This window comes from Algivirga pacifica, assembly GCF_039543525.1.
Taxonomy (GTDB): domain Bacteria; phylum Bacteroidota; class Bacteroidia; order Cytophagales; family Flammeovirgaceae; genus Algivirga; species Algivirga pacifica.
Genome location: NZ_BAABJX010000022.1, coordinates 32,502 through 51,791, shown reverse-complemented (window position 1 = coordinate 51,791; position 19,290 = coordinate 32,502). Strand labels below are relative to the sequence as shown.

Here is a 19,290-nt window from a genome sequence, read left to right as displayed (position 1 = left end):
AATCGTTCAAAAGATATGCAAACAATCGTTATCAGTAGGACAGATAATGTTATAAGTGCCTTATTATCCATGGGGGTGGTAAGGGATATAAAACGGCAGTGGCCGGACTGCAAGCTCTATTTTGTAGTCCCTTTAGGAGGAAAGTTTCTATTAGACTACTTCCCTGAAATTGAAGGGGTAATGGATGTAAGAAATGTAGGGAAAAGTATAGAAAACATACAAGCTGATGCCATTCTATTCTTGCACAAGGATAAAATGGTAGCTAAAGCAGCTAAAAAAGCGGGGATTGCACTAAGGATAGCCGAGAAAGGGTCTTTATTAGAAAAGCGTTATTACAATCAGACAGTTGTACTGCCGGAAGGGGTGAAAGGAGTCACAGCAAGAGCTGAGGCGTTGGTAAGTGTAGGGTTAGAAATAGAGCAAGAAGAAGTAGGTGATCAAGAGTTCCCAAAAATTACACTTCCACAAACACCTCCTATGGTATATAGAGGGGTAATCAAGAAATCATTGATTAATGTGGTGATGTACCCTTATAAAGAAGGAGCAGAACGTATTTGGCCAGTCGTCAATTATTTCGAACTGATTGAGCGCTTGCCTAAGCATATCTTTAATTTTGTGGTAGTAGGGACAGAGAAAGAGGGACAACTACTAAAACAGTATACACCGGAACTGTTCCGTTTACCAAGCGTCAAGGATAAAACAGGATTGGAAGAGGAGGAAGAAATTTTGAAACTAGTGAATCGAGGAGATATTTTCTTATCCTTTAATCAGGTGTATACACATTTGTCGGTGGCTGCAGGCATAGAAACGGTGATGATGACCCCTCCTGTGGAATCAAGACAGTTTGCTCCTCCGAACAATACTTCTGTAAACATACTATCTTCAGGGGAGACGGAATGTATAGACTGTACAAAAAAGAAAGGGTGTACCTGTATAAAACAGATAGAGATTGCTGCTGTGGAAGAGGTACTTCTAGAGTATGCAAGAAAAAAAGGGATGCTGGAAGAGTAGCAGTAAGGGCGCCCCTTGTGGTCGCCCGAATTAAAGAGAAACATGAATCATCCCATATTAACATTTAAGGAATGATTCATGTTTTTTTGTTTAAAAGTGCCTTTATATATTTAAAAACGGCCTTGAAGAATTGCCGTTAAAATTTTTAATCGTAAAAGCGTTAAGAAAATTCCATTGTTTGAGCGTAGCGAGTTTGGAATTTTTAGCTTTTGGGATTAAAAATTAGGCAAATTCTTCAAAGCCTTGATTTTTTTGCTTCGTTTTTTCATCAAGGAAAAAATGAAGAAGCTCATAAAGGGCTTGTGATATAGCTGTAAAGTGATGAATTCTCAGGAAACTAAGTCATCTGTTAACATGGGATGATTCATGTTTTAATTTTACCTTCTTATCGGCCAATTGCTTGCCAAAGAACATCTTTCAGTGTAGTAATTCCCTTCTGAGTGGCTGAGGAAATAAATACATGGGGAACATCTTTGGGTAGTGTTTCCATAAGCATCTCCTCTAGTTCTTCATCAACAAGGTCTGACTTAGTAATTGCCAATACTCTATTCTTGTCTAGAAGTTCAGGATTATACTGTTTTACTTCGTTGAGTAAGATCTCATATTCTTTGCCAATATGGTCAGCATCTGAAGGCACCATAAATAGTAGTACCGCATTTCGCTCAATATGTCTTAGGAAACGAACCCCAAGACCTTTTCCTTCTGAGGCACCCTCTATAATCCCAGGGATATCTGCGACTACAAATGATTTTTCACCTCTGTAGGCAACAACTCCAAGATTAGGAGTCATGGTCGTAAATGGATAGTCTGCGATTTTTGGAGTGGCTTCTGAGATGACAGATAGTAGAGTAGATTTACCTGCGTTAGGGAAGCCTACAAGTCCTACATCAGCCAATACCTTTAGCTCAAGAATAACCCATCCTTCCTTACACTCTTGTCCAGGTTGGGCATATTGAGGGGCTTGATTGGTAGCACTTTTGAAGTTTGCATTGCCAAGACCACCTTTTCCTCCGGTCATTAATATACGCTCTTCTCCGTGTTCTGTTACTTCAAACAAGACTTTTCCGGTTTCGGCATCTTTTACAACTGTTCCCATGGGTACTTTGATAATCATGTCTTCCCCTTGTGCACCGCTACTTCCGTGTCCCGCACCATTCTGTCCATTGTCAGCATGCATGTGCTTGGTGTAGCGAAGGTGTAAAAGTGTCCAAATACTCTCATCGGCTCTAACGATGATATGGCCACCACGTCCTCCGTCTCCTCCGTCAGGTCCTCCTTTGGGAACAAACTTTTCTCTACGAAAATGAACAGAGCCGTCGCCTCCTTTTCCAGAGCGGCAGAAAATCTTTACGTAATCAATAAAATTGGATGAAGCCATTATTTTTCCGGATTGAAAGGAGGTTGTCGCAGAAGTAAACAATGTTTGTCGACTTTTGAGACACCCTCTATATACTGTAATTTTAGTTGTATGAACCTAATGGTTATAACAGATACTGATTAAAGATCATTCGCTAAAAAAGGGTATTGATTAGCTCAATACCCTAATTATAATGATGCTCTTAAGTTGTTTAAGTCACCTTAAGCAACTTTTAGTGCTTCTATTGCAGAGCAAAGACTATCGAAGATTTCCTCAATACTTCCTACACCATTCACAGACTTGAACTTGCCTTGTTCTTGATAATAGTTAGCTACAGGAGCTGTCTTTGCATTGTATTCTTTAACGCGGTTGCGGATAAGCTCTTCGTTCTGGTCATCTGCACGGTTGGAGGTTTTACCTCTTTCCAAGATTCTAGCCGTTAGCTCTTCTTCTCCTACCTCCAAAGCTACCATACCAGAAATACTCGTACCGTTTTGCTCCAAAAGGTTATCCAATGCCTCAGCTTGTGCAATGGTTCTAGGGAAACCATCAAAGATAAAACCACTGGCATCTGCATGCTCTTTCAGTTTAGAGTCAATCATTCCAATGACTACCTCATCAGGAACAAGTTGCCCTTGGTCCATCAATTCTTTTGCTTTTAAACCTAACGCCGTACCTGCGGCAATTTCAGATCGAAGCAAATCACCTGTAGACAAGTGAATCAGGTTGTATTTTTCTTTGATTTTGGCACTTTGAGTACCCTTACCTGCTCCTGGAGGGCCAAATAAAACAAGATTAAGCATGTATATAAGGAATATTATTACAAATAAAGTTATTGGATTGTTGTCCAATACCTCAAAAAGAATGGACAAACAAACTTAAAGAGCTCAAATTAAAGACATTAATTTTTTAATACAAAATCATTGAATCGGAATATACGAAACATGATTCTCCCAAATGCCTATTTAAAGTAAATCTCGATTGCTCTTTTTTTCAAAAAGTGATTTTTCCAGTTTCTCCCAAGCCTCTTCTGTAGACATATACCCTGAGATGCTCCAGGTATCTATCACTTCTTCAATCCTTGATAAAAAACTGACCTCAATGGATTCTTCAAAAAGCACATGGCTGTTTGTAAGTGTATTGTTCTTCATATCACTACCCGTGTTTTTTTCTTTATCAGCCTTCATGATGTATCCGCTAATTGGTCCTATGCTAGTGCTAAAAAAATGAGAGAGACTCTCTTACGTATATACAGATATACGATGGTTTCCCCTACCTGTGATAGGGGGAGAAATGGTCTTACTTTTGCAAGTGTTGACATCCAATAACTAAATCAATCTTAACACAGTGTACTTTAGTCATATTTATTGTGAATATTTGAAGTGTGAAAAATTAGCCTGGAGAGGTTAATCATCGACTCCAGCAAAAATAGTAACATAACTAACAACAAAATTTATTTCTTTTGGCAGCTACAGAAACACTAAATAGAGAGGGATTAGACGTGAATACGTTTAAATCGCTGTTTGATCAGTATTATGCAAGTATCCGAAACTTCGTGTACTATAAGGTAGGAGACGCTCAAGTGGCAGAGGATTTGGCCCAGGAAGTTTTTCTGAAGGTTTGGGAGAAAAGGCAAGAGGTGAAAACCGATACAGTTAAAACGTATCTGTATACCATCGCGAATAATTTGTCGATTAATTATCTGAAGAGAGGTACGGTGGCATTTAATTTTGCGATTAACCCTGTAAACCGGAAAGAAGAAACGATAGAGTCTCCTGAATACGAGATGGAGCTTAAGGAGTTTGATATGCAATTACAAAAGGCGATTTCGGACATTCCAGAAAAAAGTAGGGAAGTCTTTTTAATGAATCGTATTGAGGGATTAACTTACAATGAAATAGCCGATCGACTTCAGGTGAGCGTAAAAGCCGTGGAGAAACGTATGAAGAAGGCCTTGGATATCCTTAGAAGTACAATTGCATATAAGATATAATCACCTTTAACGGACCAAATGATCAAACGAAAAAGAAAACTGTCTATAAATGATGAATCTCAAGGGAAATCGCGTTGGAAACAATTGTTGAACGACGTTACTAGTCGTTGGCGTCTACCTTTTAAACGCTCTGAAAGAGAGGCTTGGTCTCTGCTTTTGGAGAAAATAGAGACTCCTCCAGATCCTGATATTTCTTTTGTAGATAAGCTTAAGTTAGAATTCTCTGAAATTCTGAATAGAGAAGTATGGAAGAACTGGTCACTGCTGTCTTTATTTGGTATTGTATTGTTAATGGGAATTGTGGTAGGCTTATCTTATTGGTCACAAAACTCTATACAGATCACAGGTATGTCCAAGCAACAGACAGTCGTGAATGTACATGATGTCACTGTAAAGATAGCACCTGAGACCGAATTGGAATACAGGAGGGAACATGTTAAGGATGAAATTATAGAGGTACGTTTGCTGGGACAAGCACTGTTTGAAACAGCGAAGGATGAGGTAACTTTATATATCAATACCTATTATGGCCCATTACTTTTTACAGGAAAGAAGTTGCATGTATGGGCTGATTACAACTCTTTTCGATTAGATTGTATAGAGGGGGAGCTTAATGGGCAGCAGTTATCAGGTACGACACTGACAACTGGTCAATCTGTACATTTAAGGGCTAATGGGATACTTTCTGAAGTGTATGAATCCAATCTGACACAAGTCTTGGGTTGGGAGGTTGGTGTACCTTATTATGAAGATATATCCTTAGAAGTCTTGGGTAAGTATATGCAGAAGGAAACAGATTGGGAGTTACAATTACCCGAAAAGGTGAAAGATCTGAGATTCACAGGGACACTCAATTATAACCATATGCCTCAATCTATGGTAGAAGCGCTTTCAGAGCTTGATTTGTGCTTTGAGTTAGTAGGTAAAAATACGGTAGAGGTACAAGATTGTTCTTTGAAGAAGTAAAAAAAGCAGAGATGTTATCGTAACGTCTCTGCTTTCTTCATTTATTTTGATCTGAAAATCAACTGTATTGTGACACCTTCAAATTCAAAATATTCTCTCATCTTATTCTCCAAGAATCTTCGGTAAGGCTCCTTAATATGTTTAGGGAAGTTACAGAAGAAAGCGAATGTTGGATTATAAGTTGGTAATTGAGTGATATATTTAATCTTAATATACTTACCTCTATACGAAGGAGGAGGGAAGTTCTCAATTTCCTTCAACATTACCTCATTAAGTTTAGAAGTAGGAATTTTTGTACGCTTGTTTTCGTATACCTCTACGGCTTTTTCCATCACCTTCATTACTCTCTGCTTCGTCAATACGGAGGTGAAGATAATTGGTACGAAATTCAAGTGTGGAATTTTGCTTCTGATCTCTCGCTCAAAGTCACGGGCAGTATTGGTCTCTTTCTCTATTAGATCCCATTTATTGACCATGATGACCAACCCTTTTTTATTCTTGTGCGCTAAGTTGATGATATTCACATCCTGCGCTTCCATTCCTCTGCTCGCATCGACGATCATTACACACACATCGGCATTCTCAATCGCTTTGATAGAACGCATCACAGAGTAAAACTCAATATCTTCCCTTACACGGGATTTTCTACGAATACCAGCGGTATCGGTTAGAATAAAGTCATGACCAAAAGCTCTGTAGTGAGCATCAACAGCATCTCTGGTCGTACCAGCAATATCAGTTACAATACTACGAGTGTCATTTAACAGTAAGTTAACCAAAGACGATTTACCTACATTAGGTCTTCCGATAACTGAGATACGTGGAATCTCAGGAGCTTCTTCTTCCACATCTACTGGGAAGTTAGTAACAACAGCATCCAAAAGGTCTCCCGTCCCTGAGCCACTGGTAGCAGCAATAGGATAAGGATCTCCCATATTAAGTTCATAAAACTCTGCCGCCATCATTAACTTCTCAGAATCATCTGCTTTATTCGCAACCAGATAAACAGGTTTGTTGGTGCGTCTAAGGACTTTCGCGAAATCCTTATCCAGGTCTGTCAGACCTGTGATACAGTCCACTACAAAGAGAATTACAGAAGCTTCCTCTAAAGAAGTAGCCACTTGCTCTCGGATAGCAGTCTCAAAGGTATCTTCTGAACCGACAACATATCCTCCCGTATCAATAACGTTAAAGCTCTTGTTGGTCCATTGTACTTTACCATAGTGACGGTCACGAGTGACACCGCTTTCATTGTCCATGATCGCGTCACGCCTTTCTACCAATCGATTGAATAGTGTGGATTTACCAACGTTCGGGCGTCCCACTATTGCGACTATATTTGCCATATTATTATTATTCTTTTCTATTCCTTTTTTGTGAGCTTATTCGCTCTAAAATAAAGAGAACGAAGGGGCATAGCGACTCAACAATCTTTGTGTTGGCATGGAAGCACTATAACCTTCCAGAACTCCTGAAACTTATGCAGTTTGCAAATATCGTAATTCGCTTGAAATAATTGTAATATTTAAGCATATCACTTCGGTAAAGCGATAAGATATGAGGTTCCTTTATTAACTGTTAACTTATTTTTTCTAAGCCAAGGGTTATATCGCTTCAATAATTTGTAAGAAATCCCATGACTCTTAGCGAAAGAGGCAAGGTTACCAACACTTTCAGAGACAGATTGATATTTTAGATCTTCCATGGTGTAATAGCTGCTATTGTAGAGTGGGAATCCATACTTCTGAGGGTTACGATAGATTTCCTTGATCGCTAAAATACGGAAGACATAACGAGAGGTTTCTTCATTGAGCAATAAATCATAGTAATTTTCTGCTTGTTGATCTTCTAGTGCTCGCTCTATACCTGTGACCCCTCTATTATAGGCTGCTGCAGCTAATGTCCAAGAACCTAGACGTTCTTTTGCTTTCTTTAGGTAATGACAAGCAGCACGGGTAGCCTTTTGCACATGGTAGCGCTCGTCGACTTCCTTATTGACGGTAAGGCCATAATCCTTTGCGGTTGATTTTAAGAATTGCCAATAGCCACTAGCTCCTGCTGGAGAGGTAACGTTAGTCAGACCACTTTCTATTAAAGGTAAGAACTTGAAATCTTCCGGAACATCTTCTTCCTTCAATATTTCAGCAATTACTGGGAGCCAACGATGAGCTCTTTTGAGTAATAAGATGGTGTTGGAGTGCCAAAAGGTGTTGACATATAATTCTCTCTCAAAACGTTCCTGTACGTCGATATCCTTTAAGTTGACAGGTTCATCGCAGAAGGAGTATGGTTGAGGAACTTTGAGGTTCATCAAGACTTTTTGTTTCTCTTCCAAAGAAGGAGAAGTGGGAGTTGTCTGGTTTACCTGAGCAACGGCTTTGTTCTTTATAGGTTGTTCTGTTGTTTTTCCACAACTGAAGGTGAGAAAAAGGCAACAGAGTGTGATACTGTAAATGGCGGATTGATTCAACACGATTCTGGTTAATTTTATGATTAAAAGTTGGGTGAAAGCAAGTATTGCGCATAGAAGGAGTCAATGACTTGAACAACTTCATCGGCAGTATCAACAATGTTAATAAGCTCGAGGTCTTCGGTATGAATATTCATGTTTTCTTCTAGTACAACGTTTTTGATCCACTCGATAAGACCTGACCAAAATGATTTTCCGACCAGAATGATGGGGAATTTTCCAATTTTTTTGGTTTGGATCAGAGTATATACTTCGAAGAATTCGTCTAATGTTCCTAATCCTCCTGGCATGACAATGATACCCTGAGAGTATTTTAGAAACATAACCTTTCTAACGAAAAAGTAATCAAAGTTAATCAATTTATCCCGGTCGATAAAGGCATTATGTTCTTGCTCGTGGGGTAATTCAATATTTAGTCCAACAGAGGTGCCTCCAGCTCGATGTGCCCCCTTGTTGGCCGCTTCCATAATTCCGGGACCTCCACCTGATATTACGCCATATCCATGTTCTACAATTTTATACGCAATTTCTTCTGCTAGTTGATAGTATGGATGCTCAGGCTTGGTTCTAGCCGAACCAAATATAGAGACACAGGGCCCTATGCGGCTTAGTTTTTCAAATCCCTCTACAAATTCAGCCATTACTTTGAAGATCACCCAGGAGTTGGTGCTTTTTATCTCACTCCAGTTTTTTTGTTCAAAATGTTTGATATGGGGGGGCTTTTTCTGAAAACCCTGTTGCTTCTTCTCTTTCATAAGAATGTAAGTCTATGTGTTGTGTGGATGTGCTGATGTAGCCATTATATCTCTCTACAAAAGGACTCTTATTATATTCATAATCTATGATTTACTAGTCCTTTGGGTAGTGATATAACACTCAAAATTGAACTCTCGTTGCAAACAGGAGAATCATCTTATGTAATGGAACTTTATATCGTAGGCGAATAGTTTTTCGATAGTAGTGTCTCGGAGAAAGAGATCATTTACTGAAACCTATATCATTTTCCTACTTATTAACCATTTCCATGCATTTCATCTCTCAAATTTCTTTACGATTAATTGTTGGAATTATAGCCTTGTCAACAATACATCATACCTATGCTCAGCAAAAAGAAAAAGATCAATATACTATGATTCGCAAGGTGGTTTCAGATATTAATATGAGATTGTATGTGAGTAGTAATGAAGAGATAATTTTACCATCAGAGGAGGACAAACGTATATATTATGTCAATGTAATTTTTGATGAAAAAAATAAGACTTTATACGTTCGTTATTTTGATGTGGAGAAGGCAGACTATGCTTATTATCCATTGACAGTTTATTTGGAGGAAGAAAACCACTTTTTTCTATTGAAGGAGAAGGGAGCCTTTACAATTCATACTGAAACAGGTGGACAAGTAGTAACTAGGGGAGGAGAAGAGGTGAGTAAAACCTGTCTTATAAGATTTAAAACAGGAAAGGTTGGGAAGTTCTTGTCTGGAGAAGTTGTGGATCAACTCAATATAATTCAGGAGTTATATGAGCAAGTAGGTAGGGAAGGAGAGGAGCTTTCTAGCGAAGACGACTAGCCTGTATATTAGATAGATTGAAAGATCAAAGAGAAACATGAATCATCCCATATTAATATTTAAGGGAGACTCATGTTTTTTTCTTTAAAAAGTGCCTTTATATATCTAAAAGTGGCCTTGAAGAATTGCCGTTAAAATTTTTAATCGTAAAAGCGTTAAGAAAATTCCATTGTTTGAGCGCAGCGAGTTTGGAATTTTTAGCTTTTGCGATTAGAAATTAGGCAAATTCTTCAAAGCCTTGATTTTTTTGCTTCGTTTTTCATCCGGGCCACGGTGGCAAGGAAAAAATGAAGAAGCTCATAAAGGGCTTTTGAGATAGCTGTAAAGTGATGAATTCTCAGAAAGCTAAGCCATTTGTTAATATGGGATGATTCATATTTTAGTAGTTAAAAAAGAGTGTGTTGCTAAACAAGAGCATGTTGCCTCTCCAGAACCCTCTAAATACTGGGGAGTCAGTAAAGTAAATAAGTGATCCACTTCCATATTGCTCTTGTCCAATAGAAAGACTCATAGGTATTTTTTCTTTAAGCTGATGTCCCACAAAGCCACTGATAAGTCCATCTTTTTGGAAGGTACCGATATTCCAACCACTCTTTAAAAGAGGGTAAGTAGTATTGTTTCTTTTCATAATAAAGGTACTTGCACTTTTTCCGTAAGCAATCGGATGAGAAATGTCCAAGTCAATCTCATAAATGCTTCCAGCGCTGTTGTGCGCAAGTCGTTCCCTTTCTTTCATAGCATACAGCAGAGAATTAGCAGCATACTTGTTGACACGGTTTTCTGATTTGTTTTTCGCCTTAATTGCCTTGGATAAGGCAGTATCTTCATCAGTGGTAGCGATGTTAATAGCTTTCTCTAATAAGACAAGTTTTCCTCCTTCTTTCCCATATCTCAGAAGCTCCTTTTGCAGATGATCTTCATATTTTCCAGAAGGAGCAATGATTACAGTATACTGCTCCAGTTTGGCTTGTTCTAGATGGTTGATATCAATGATATGAATAGGATACTGCAATATTTGTTCGAAAAAGTACCACAATTCTCCTACAGCAGTAGGGGATAGTCCTTCCCCTGCTAACAGAGCAATTTTAGGAGTTTTAATAAATGGATAAGCCATAGAGCCAAAGTCCTTTCCTTCGAGTACCATACCACTAGCTGTAGTGAAGAGAGGATGAGCATATTTTTTTGCTAAATCTACTAACCATTGATGCTCTTCTTGACTAAAGGTTTGGTTACTTGCTTTGGAGATAAGAATAGAGCCAGCAGGGAATGTATGTTTATTATCAGAAGTGTTGCTACTGAATTCCTTCTGACTCATTCGACATTTGTATTTTTTCTGTAATAGTTGACTGAGTATAATACTACTGTTCAAGTCATCCCAAGGTAAAATGTAAGTGTAATGCTCAGACTTAAAGTCAGGATATGTGAATAGGGAATCAACAGGAGTACTTCGGGTATTGATATTTCCCTTAATCATACAGGCTGGAACATCAAAAATGTAAGGAACCGACCAGGCTGTAAGGTCATAGGTAAGGGAATCTGATAAAGAAGATTTTGGCTCAAACAGTACTGATACTAATTTCCCTTTAGGCTGTCGGGTAGAAACAACAAGGTCTCCTTTATTGACTGAGAAATTACTTTTCTTATTTTTTTCGTAATTAAAGCCTTGCAGGTCTTTTTTGGTATCTGCATAGGCATAGGTAATTCCCTGTTGTTCTAATAATTCTTTAAGTGCATTAACCTTTTGTTGATTGCTCCCCTGATTATTCACGATAAAGGTTTGATGCCCCTTCTTGGGTCCCTCTTCAAAGTATTTTTTGAAGGAGTGTAGTAAGTCTTTACGTTTCTTGTAAGCGATCTCCAAGGTAGATAAACTTGCGAGTAAATGATGTTCAGCTCGCTCTTTCAATGTGATAGTATCCCCGCTGTATTGAAGGTATGAAACCCCCGCTCTACCGCTACCGCTTTGTTCAAAGGTAAATCCAATAGCACCATTGAACATAGGCCAGGTATCTCCATAGCTAGGGTAAAAAAGGTCATAGACTTCTTTGGAGAAGTAACTCCATCCTTGTTTATCAAAGTGCTGGGCATGGTGTTCACCCGCAATTTGATGAAAGTCTTTTTGCCAGTTAGTAATTTCCTCATGCATAGGCTCTGCGGCAGGTCCAAAGAAATAAGTAGACTCTGGATTCATTTCATGTAAATCAATATGGATATGGGGCATCCATTGCTGATAAACTTTTGTTCTTTGTTGACTCTCGATTTGTGTTTGCCAGGCCCAATCTCTATTTAAGTCAAAGAGGTAATGGTTGAAACGTCCTGATGGCCAAGGTTCTTGATGTTCCCAAGTGTATTTGGAGGAGTTGGTAATACGATTTCTTTTTTGCTTGTACCAATAGACGTACCGATCTCTTCCATCAGGGTTTTCACAAGGATCAATCATAATGATCATATTATCCAGCCACTCTTGTGTTTGAGGGTGTTTTTGGGTTGCAAGCTCGTAAAGGAGTTGCATAGAGGTTTCCATAGAAGAAGCCTCGTTGCCGTGCACATTATGACTGAACCAAACGATAGGTAATGGACTTTCTGTGTTATTTTCTGAAGTGAGATTAGCAGTGTATAAGTTGGCTTGGCGTAATTCCTCTAGTTTGTCCATATTTTTTTCAGAGGTGATAATCGCATAAAGCAGCTCCCTTCCTTCGTAGGTTTTTCCATAACTTCTGATTTGTACCAAGGGACTTTGATTAGCCACTTGCTTGAAGTACTCAATGGTTTGATGGTGAAAGCTAAAAGAAGCACCTATAGGGTATCCCAAAAATTCCTCAGGGGAGGTGACTTGAGCTAGGGAAGGAGTGACGGTTACCCAAAGCAGCAGGTAAAAGAATAGTTTTTTCATATACGGATAGTAATCGTGGAAATTTTATAATTGATGTGTAAATATATGAAAATAATGCAATTTAGGAGAGACCTCTATGAGTTCTCTATGTTTAAAGGTCAAAGTCAATAGAGGAGCCTTTAGGTAGTGATTGCCACTCTACAGTGCTATTGTTTATTAATAATCGCATCGTACTTTCCATTAAGTAGTCGAGTTGCTCTTCTCGATAACGTTCAAATTGCTCGGAGGATACAGGGAATTCAACGGGAACTCCAGCTTCAAAATCAAATCCACCATTTGGATGAGATAGAGGACTACCGGAATTCGTGATAAACTGATCTTCACCGATGAAAATATCTGAGGGATTAATGTACGGGCTATAAGTACGAGTCGCTGAAAAGCGATAGTTCCACCCATTGGCTAATTGATAATCAGAAGGTAAGCCACTACCACCACCTGTATTGTTACCAAAACTTCTTACGTGTTCAAACCCTGGTGCTCGCATAAAGGCTGCAAAAAAAGAGCTAGCGCTATAACTATTTCGATTGAGTAACAATGCTACCGGGAAGTTGAATAAGTTGTTTGTATCTCTTTGTGTAATAGAAATAGCTACAGGGCTTGTAAAATCGTCATGGGCAGGGCCACTTTTATAGATAGAATAGGCAACATCACTATCTTCTCTTTGAATGATAGAAGCGGCTAAGTTTTGAGCGCTACTTAGAAAACCTCCGCCATTATTTCTTAAGTCGAGTATAACCCCTTTGACATTTTCTTGTCTAAACCGTAGGCTTACTTCGTCAAATGCTTTAGTGTCTAGTAAGAGAGAGAAACTACTAAAACGTAAGTAGCCGATCTTTTCAGTATTCCCGTTAATTGTACGAGTAAATATCTTATGCAAGAAGCCGTTGGCTACTTTAATGTCTTCATCTGCTTGATTTGTTTGAATGAAGTACTGCTCTTCCAAAATATTTGGATCGTAAAAATCCTGTTCAAAACGAGTGAAGAAGCCATTCTCATCTTCATTTCTATTGATTCCTTCGTATTGACTAATATCCGTACGAGAATTAAGATTAACATGCCAATCCTGTAATTCATTAAGCATGTCTCCTAACACATTGAATAATTCATCATCACTCATATCGTCTTGTATAAGGGGATTATATTGAAGTCTGATGGCATCCCAGTCAATATCTTTATACTGAAAGAAAGAATATTTTTGGTCAATGGTAGTCCACATGTTTTCAAATAAAGCTTTTGGGTTTTCATCGGGTTTGCGATCAAAGAAGATATTTTCACACCCAAAGCAAAAAGATAAAAGCAGTATAAAGAAGATGAAGGTAAATTTTTTCATAATGGAAGAAAGGGAGAACTAAAGATCGAAAAATAGAGAGAAGCGAAGAAAGTGTGTGGCATTCCAAACGGTATTAAACTCATGTACACTATAATAGTTCCATGTGTAGGATAGTGCCAATGCGTTCCCATTTTGTAGAGGGTAATTGATCCCTAGCTCATTAAGAAAGAAAGGGTGGTTTCCTATAGTTGCTAGATAGGTGTATAGGGTATCTACTTTTAAGGTAGTGGCATAAAAGGGTCTTATTCCTAGGCCTAAGATCCCTAATTGTGTTTGTAAGTAAGGACGAAGAGTTCTATGTCGTATAGGTAGCGAAGCTTCCAATCTGCCAGAAAGGGTTAGTCCACTAAAACTATCATAGGTTACGGCACTGTTGGAGAGAAGTGTATTGTAGCGAATATTACTTTGAGAGATAAAAGAAGGTCCTAAAAGCAATCTATAAGAAGGTTGACGGATTATACTCCTAAGATAATCATACCCAATAATAAAATGAAAAGCCCCTTGTAATGCATCAGATAGTTCGTTTCCTGTAATAGGTCCCATGGCATTAAGGCCTGTATGTAGCTTGACTTGCTGAAATCGCTTGGGATGAGTGGCCTCATATGAAACCCCTCCTCCAATTCCTCCTCCCAAATAGGTTAAAGAAGAGATACTATGGTCTAAAGTTTGATTCACTAAGGAGTGCAGGTGAAGCCCTAATGAATGTTTGACGGGGTAAGCATCGGGAGGAATACTATCTTGAGCATAACTGAATAGTGGATACAAACACAGTATCCAACTATAGATTATTTTTTTCATCTTTTATTTATCGTTGGGTAAATGTTATCTAATCATCATGTAAATGATTCATACTTGAATTAATAGTTTAAAATAAGTGTATTTTCTAAACCCTACTTGCATAATATTTATAAAAAATAGTAAATTAGAGATGAATCCTTATTTAGCCAACAGCCAACGTTTATTGAATATGCTTTCTAACAAACTTTTTTTGAAGATTTTGGGCGCATTGTGTCTAAGCTTTTTTTCGGTAGTACTTGTTAATGCAGGAGAAGGAGACCCAATGGTTAAGAAATCAAAGTCATCGCGTTCATTCTACACTTATTTACAGATTACTAGACAGAACTGTATTTCAGGCGATACGCATATTTTCTCACCAATCTTGATGGTTGACCAAATATTTTGGAAAGATGAGAAGTATCGACTTTTAACTTCCTTCAAGAAACATTTGGAAGAGAAATACCCTAAAACGGTTTTCTCAATAACCGTGCAATCTTTTCAGGGAAACTTTCACTCATTGGAAGAAGCTAGGGTACACAAGACACAGCTTGTGAATCAAAAAAGAGTACAAGGAGAGCGCATAGAGTCTCTCTTATTAGAATAATGAGACAACATATTTATAGTAATAATATAAGGAGGTCACTGAACATTATATTCAGTGACTTTTTTTCTATGGACAAATTAATTGAGGTATGGCATTAAATTACATATGGATAGGGTTTATCCTGATCGCATTTATTGTAGCACTACTTAAGCTAATACTTTGGTACGGTATAGAGACCGGCATTATCGCTAATTCAGAGATTATTTCTGCAATACAGACGTCTATCAATGCAGACCCTTTGGTCTTCCAGAAAATAGTGGACAGTACTTTTGCAATGTCTGAGACTGCTTTTGAGATCTCTATAGGCTTGACGGGTACAATGGCTTTGTGGATGGGATTGATGAAAGTGGGAGAAAGAGGTGGTATTGTGAAGGTATTATCGGTATTGGTAGGGCCTTTCTTTAAACGTATCTTCCCTTCTTTGGGGGTAGATCATCCGGCAATGACACCTATCCTAATGAACTTTTCAGCGAATATGTTGGGATTGGACAACGCAGCAACTCCTTTGGGACTGGAAGCTATGCACGAAATGCAGAAAACGAATAAGGATAAAGATACCGCTTCAGACCCTATGATCATGTTCTTGGTCTTGAATACTTCAGGATTGACCCTGATTCCAATCACTGTATTGATGTATAGGGCACAAGCAGGAGCAGCACAACCTTCAGACGTCTTTATACCAATTTTGTTGACTACAGCTATTTCTTCTATTGCTGGATTGATCATCGTGTCCCTTTATCAAAAAATCAATCTGTTTGATCGAGTAGTTATGCTCTATCTAGCGGGTATTATCAGTTTGATTGGTGTAATGATTTATACCTTTACCCATATGGGGGAGGAAGACGTGAAGTTCTATTCGGCCTTACTAAGTAACTTTATATTATTTAGTGTGATTGCTTCTTTTGTGGGATTAGCCTTCTATCGCAGGATTAATGCCTATGAAGCTTTTATCGATGGAGCAAAAGAAGGATTTAATATTGCTGTAAGGATTATTCCTTATTTGGTAGCCATGTTGGTATCTATCGGGATTTTCAGGGCTTCCGGTATGATGGATATTATTATTAACCTAGTTAAGTATGGCTTTGCCTATGTAGGGCTAAACAGCGACTTTGTGCCTGCCCTGCCAGTAGGTTTGATGAAACCTTTAAGTGGTAGTGGAGCCAGAGGGTTAATGGTGGAGTTAATGAGCTCTATGGGACCTGATACTTTTGCATCCAAGGTAGCTTGTACGATGCAAGGTGCTACAGATACTACCTTGTATATTATTGCTGTTTATTTTGGTGCAGTAAATATCAAAAAGACGAGATATGCAATTGGTGCCGGATTATTTGCGGATGCGATTGGTGTGATTGCCGCCATTGTGATGTCCTATGTCTTTTTCCACTAGGAGTTACTTTTGTTGATACCGCTACACGGCGTATGTTAATTGAGCTTCGCTCGTTCATAATGTTTAGTTGTTCTTTTGAATGAAGAAAAATTTCACCTAAACATTATGAACGAGCGAAGCTCAATTAAACACCATGAACAAGTTTTTAGAGTTCTTGTTGTGTGATTTGTTCTTGCAGATACATAACGGCATACTTGAACTGCGTATCAATCTTAGCTTTAAGCAAACGCAAGTCAGCTTCGCGTTTACGTTTTTCGAGCAAATAAGCTTGGGCTAAGGTAAAGTTAAAGGCAGCTTTTGTTCTAACATTTAGACCTCTATAAGTCGTAATTCTTTCCAGAATTTCAATCCCCTGCTTTCTTTGGTTGGATTGAATAAAGGCAATGGCCTTTAGGTATTCCAGCTTATAATTATCGGGTGTTATTTTAAGGCATTGCTCTGTGGTTTGGATGACCTTGGCATAATTGCCTTGATCCATATATAGGTTAGAGAGTTCTGCGAGGTATTGAGCTACTCTCAGCGTATCGGGTTGTTCCTGAATACGAATGAGACAATGTTCGATAAGCTTACTTTTATCGGCTTTTTTCCCCGAAATCTTTAACTGTAACTGATAAATAGCCTCTTCATTTCCTCCTTGTTGCAAGGCTTCTTGTAGTATGATAGCAGCCGTTTTAAAATCAAAGGTATTGTAATAACAATTGGCTACTTGCAATTTAAACATACTGGTATAGGGAAAAACCAGCTCCCTGTATCGTCCGTAGCTTGCTCGTTGTATCGCCTCGTTTAGCGCATTATATTCTTTTAAGTAGTAATAAGACTTACATAATTCAAAGTAATAAGGAACGGTGACTTTGTAGTTTTGCCCTTGTAAGTGTTGCAATGCACTTAAAGCTGCTTCTTTTGCTTTTGTATAGTTGCCTTGCTCATTATAGAGTTTAGCACAGAAAAACAAGGCACGGGTATCAATAGGATTCAGTTTGAGGAGATCCAATAGGTGTTTTTCAGTGTCTAATAAACGTTCTAGCTTAAAGAGGATACTGACAATCGAATATTTTGCTTGAATTTTTATCTTTTCATGAGGACTTAATTCAAAAATGCGATCTAAATGATAGATGGCATCATCAAAGTAGTCTTTTTGCATGTAGATATTGTATAGTCGCTTGTGTGTCTCCAGACTGTTAGGATTGTACTCTTCCGCCACCTTAAAAGCGTTTAAGGCATTTTCAAATTGTCTAAGCGAAAGGTAACACATTCCTTTTTGATAGTGGAACTGTGGATTAGCCGGGTCGATTTTAATGGCTTTGTTATATTGGTCTATAGCTTTTAGGGGCTCATTATGCTCTCTGAATTTCTCCCCAATGACATAATAGGCTAATGCATTTTGGGCAAAAGCCATTTTGAGAGGACCTAAGAGCACGGCAAAAAATAAACATAAGACCAGTTTCTTCTGAATCATATCAAAACAGGAATAATGACGAATGAGATGGTGGCTGTGACCACATTTTGTGTTTGCAAGTTGCGTAATTTTAATAACGAATCAATGGGTTGTAAAATTTTAAGGGTGTACCCTTAAGACCATATTTATTTCAAATATATTTATAATCACTACTTGAAATAGGTAATATTAAAAGCACTTTTGAGATTTTTCTTTTAGAAGAGAACGTAAAAGTCCATACAATATTTTTAACAGCATACCCTTCCTAAAATCATGAACAATAAACGACTTACTTTTTTTATCACAACGGTAGTAAGCTTATTTTTAGCTTCCTGTATCAATGGCAATAGTACGGAGAAAGATAATAAAAAAGAACCTTCGACAGTTCAGCAAGGCCCCATAAAAGTGGGTGCAGAACAGCTGGAAGCCTATCTACCACTCCTAAAAGGAAAGAAGGTAGGAATGCTGGTGAATCAGACTTCTACGATAGCAAATACACACTTGGTGGATACTTTATATGCGCTAGGAGTAGATATCCAATATATCTTTGCTCCTGAGCATGGTTTTAGAGGAGATGCCGATGCTGGAGCACATATCAAAGACTCTAAAGATCCAAAGACGGGAGTGGAGATAATTTCTATATATGGAAAAAATAAGAAACCATCAGCAGACCTTATGAAAGAGCTTGATGTAGTGCTATTTGATATACAGGATGTAGGGGTACGTTTCTATACATATATCAGTTCTATGCATTATATGATGGAAGCTTGTGCAGAGAACAATAAGGAAATGCTGGTATTGGATCGTCCTAACCCCAATGGTGATTATGTGGATGGACCAATATTGGATATGAATTTTCAGTCTTTTGTAGGGATGCATCCTATTCCTATTGTTCATGGACTGACTGTAGGAGAGTTAGCAAAGATGATCAATGGAGAAAAATGGTTGGAAGGAGAGAAGACTTGTGAGTTAACGGTCATTCCTGTGAAAAACTATACCCATAAGATGGCTTACAGCTTACCTATTAAACCATCACCTAACCTACCTAATGACCAGTCGATTCGTTTATACCCTTCTATTTGTTTCTTTGAGGCAACACCGGTAAGTATTGGAAGGGGAACAGACTTTCCTTTTCAGGTAATAGGCTATAAGGAGAAAGGAATGGGAAGTTTCACTTTTAAACCTCGATCAATTCCAGGAGCCGCAAAAAATCCTAAACTAAAAGGAGAGGAGTGCTATGGGGTAGATCTTCGTCAGGTAGAGACAAAAGGGTTTTCTTTAAACTATTTACTGGAATGGCATCGCAAGTTTGAAAACAAGGGAGAGAAGTTATTTACGAGAGCGTCGTTTATGGATAAACTATCAGGTACTGATCAACTCAGAAAGCAAGTAGAAGAAGGAAAGAGTGAAGAGGAAATCAGAGATAGTTGGGCACCTTCTTTACAAGTATATAAAGCGATGCGTAAAAAATATTTGTTGTATCCAGACTTTGAATAA

At 38.3% G+C, this 19,290-nt stretch carries 17 protein-coding genes; 7 read left to right on the top strand and 10 right to left on the bottom strand.

The features are described from left to right. The first annotated feature begins 15 nt into the window (after positions 1 to 15). A complete protein-coding gene (locus ABD985_RS07150) occupies positions 16 to 1,011 on the top strand; it encodes a glycosyltransferase family 9 protein (RefSeq protein WP_345370438.1) in 996 nt (331 codons plus the stop codon). Between the two features lie 385 nt (positions 1,012 to 1,396). Here the strand turns inward: ABD985_RS07150 and obgE are convergent, their stop codons facing one another. The 3 genes from obgE to ABD985_RS07135 all read right to left on the bottom strand — a co-directional run bounded on the left by obgE (position 1,397) and on the right by ABD985_RS07135 (position 3,519). Then, on the bottom strand, positions 1,397 to 2,389 hold the full coding sequence (gene obgE, locus ABD985_RS07145; protein WP_345370436.1) for a GTPase ObgE: 993 nt from the start codon (positions 2,387 to 2,389) through the stop codon (positions 1,397 to 1,399). Positions 2,390 to 2,589: 200 nt separating this feature from the next. Continuing rightward, positions 2,590 to 3,171, bottom strand: coding sequence for an adenylate kinase (locus tag ABD985_RS07140; RefSeq protein ID WP_345370434.1), 582 nt, complete (start codon positions 3,169 to 3,171; stop codon positions 2,590 to 2,592). A gap of 162 nt (positions 3,172 to 3,333) precedes the next feature. Beyond that, positions 3,334 to 3,519, bottom strand: a complete 186-nt coding sequence (locus ABD985_RS07135) for a hypothetical protein (RefSeq protein WP_345370433.1) — start codon at positions 3,517 to 3,519, stop codon at positions 3,334 to 3,336. A gap of 311 nt (positions 3,520 to 3,830) precedes the next feature. Here ABD985_RS07135 and ABD985_RS07130 point away from each other — a divergent pair, with 311 nt between their 5' ends. After that, positions 3,831 to 4,361: an RNA polymerase sigma factor gene (locus tag ABD985_RS07130; RefSeq protein ID WP_345370431.1), complete on the top strand. Its 531-nt coding sequence runs from the start codon at positions 3,831 to 3,833 to the stop codon at positions 4,359 to 4,361. 18 nt (positions 4,362 to 4,379) lie between these two features. Continuing rightward, positions 4,380 to 5,327: a FecR family protein gene (locus tag ABD985_RS07125; RefSeq protein WP_345370430.1), complete on the top strand. Its 948-nt coding sequence runs from the start codon at positions 4,380 to 4,382 to the stop codon at positions 5,325 to 5,327. Between the two features lie 41 nt (positions 5,328 to 5,368). Here ABD985_RS07125 and der read toward each other — a convergent pair whose 3' ends face one another. The 3 genes from der to ABD985_RS07110 form a co-directional block, all read right to left on the bottom strand. Beyond that, positions 5,369 to 6,673 (bottom strand): ribosome biogenesis GTPase Der, encoded by a 1,305-nt coding sequence (gene der, locus ABD985_RS07120; RefSeq protein ID WP_345370428.1) that lies wholly within the window; start codon positions 6,671 to 6,673, stop codon positions 5,369 to 5,371. 188 nt (positions 6,674 to 6,861) lie between these two features. Beyond that, positions 6,862 to 7,800 carry a lytic transglycosylase domain-containing protein gene (locus ABD985_RS07115; RefSeq protein WP_345370426.1) on the bottom strand — a complete coding sequence of 313 codons (939 nt, stop codon included), beginning with the start codon at positions 7,798 to 7,800 and terminating at the stop codon, positions 6,862 to 6,864. Between the two features lie 20 nt (positions 7,801 to 7,820). Then, positions 7,821 to 8,552: an LOG family protein gene (locus ABD985_RS07110; protein WP_345370425.1), complete on the bottom strand. Its 732-nt coding sequence runs from the start codon at positions 8,550 to 8,552 to the stop codon at positions 7,821 to 7,823. Positions 8,553 to 8,872: 320 nt separating this feature from the next. On the opposite strand from ABD985_RS07110, the gene ABD985_RS07105 reads away from it, so the two are divergent. After that, the gene (locus ABD985_RS07105) at positions 8,873 to 9,367 is read left to right on the top strand and encodes a hypothetical protein (RefSeq protein WP_345370424.1); all 495 of its coding nucleotides are present in this window, start codon (positions 8,873 to 8,875) and stop codon (positions 9,365 to 9,367) included. 379 nt (positions 9,368 to 9,746) lie between these two features. Here ABD985_RS07105 and ABD985_RS07100 read toward each other — a convergent pair whose 3' ends face one another. From ABD985_RS07100 to ABD985_RS07090, 3 genes are all read right to left on the bottom strand, one after another. Next, positions 9,747 to 12,260 (bottom strand): M14 metallopeptidase family protein, encoded by a 2,514-nt coding sequence (locus ABD985_RS07100; protein WP_345370423.1) that lies wholly within the window; start codon positions 12,258 to 12,260, stop codon positions 9,747 to 9,749. A gap of 91 nt (positions 12,261 to 12,351) precedes the next feature. Next, on the bottom strand, positions 12,352 to 13,590 hold the full coding sequence (locus ABD985_RS07095) for a S41 family peptidase (protein ID WP_345370422.1): 1,239 nt from the start codon (positions 13,588 to 13,590) through the stop codon (positions 12,352 to 12,354). Between the two features lie 18 nt (positions 13,591 to 13,608). Next, positions 13,609 to 14,388 (bottom strand): hypothetical protein, encoded by a 780-nt coding sequence (locus tag ABD985_RS07090; RefSeq protein WP_345370421.1) that lies wholly within the window; start codon positions 14,386 to 14,388, stop codon positions 13,609 to 13,611. A 130-nt stretch (positions 14,389 to 14,518) separates the two neighbouring features. Between ABD985_RS07090 and ABD985_RS07085 the strand changes: the two genes are divergently transcribed. Beyond that, complete coding sequence (locus ABD985_RS07085; protein ID WP_345370420.1) at positions 14,519 to 14,971, top strand: hypothetical protein; 453 nt, start codon at positions 14,519 to 14,521, stop codon at positions 14,969 to 14,971. A gap of 88 nt (positions 14,972 to 15,059) precedes the next feature. Then, entirely contained in the window at positions 15,060 to 16,358 is a 1,299-nt protein-coding gene (locus tag ABD985_RS07080; protein ID WP_345370419.1) for a nucleoside recognition domain-containing protein, read from the top strand. Positions 16,359 to 16,503: 145 nt separating this feature from the next. Here ABD985_RS07080 and ABD985_RS07075 read toward each other — a convergent pair whose 3' ends face one another. After that, positions 16,504 to 17,814 (bottom strand): tetratricopeptide repeat protein, encoded by a 1,311-nt coding sequence (locus tag ABD985_RS07075; RefSeq protein WP_345370417.1) that lies wholly within the window; start codon positions 17,812 to 17,814, stop codon positions 16,504 to 16,506. A gap of 252 nt (positions 17,815 to 18,066) precedes the next feature. On the opposite strand from ABD985_RS07075, the gene ABD985_RS07070 reads away from it, so the two are divergent. Continuing rightward, complete coding sequence (locus ABD985_RS07070; protein WP_345370415.1) at positions 18,067 to 19,290, top strand: exo-beta-N-acetylmuramidase NamZ family protein; 1,224 nt, start codon at positions 18,067 to 18,069, stop codon at positions 19,288 to 19,290.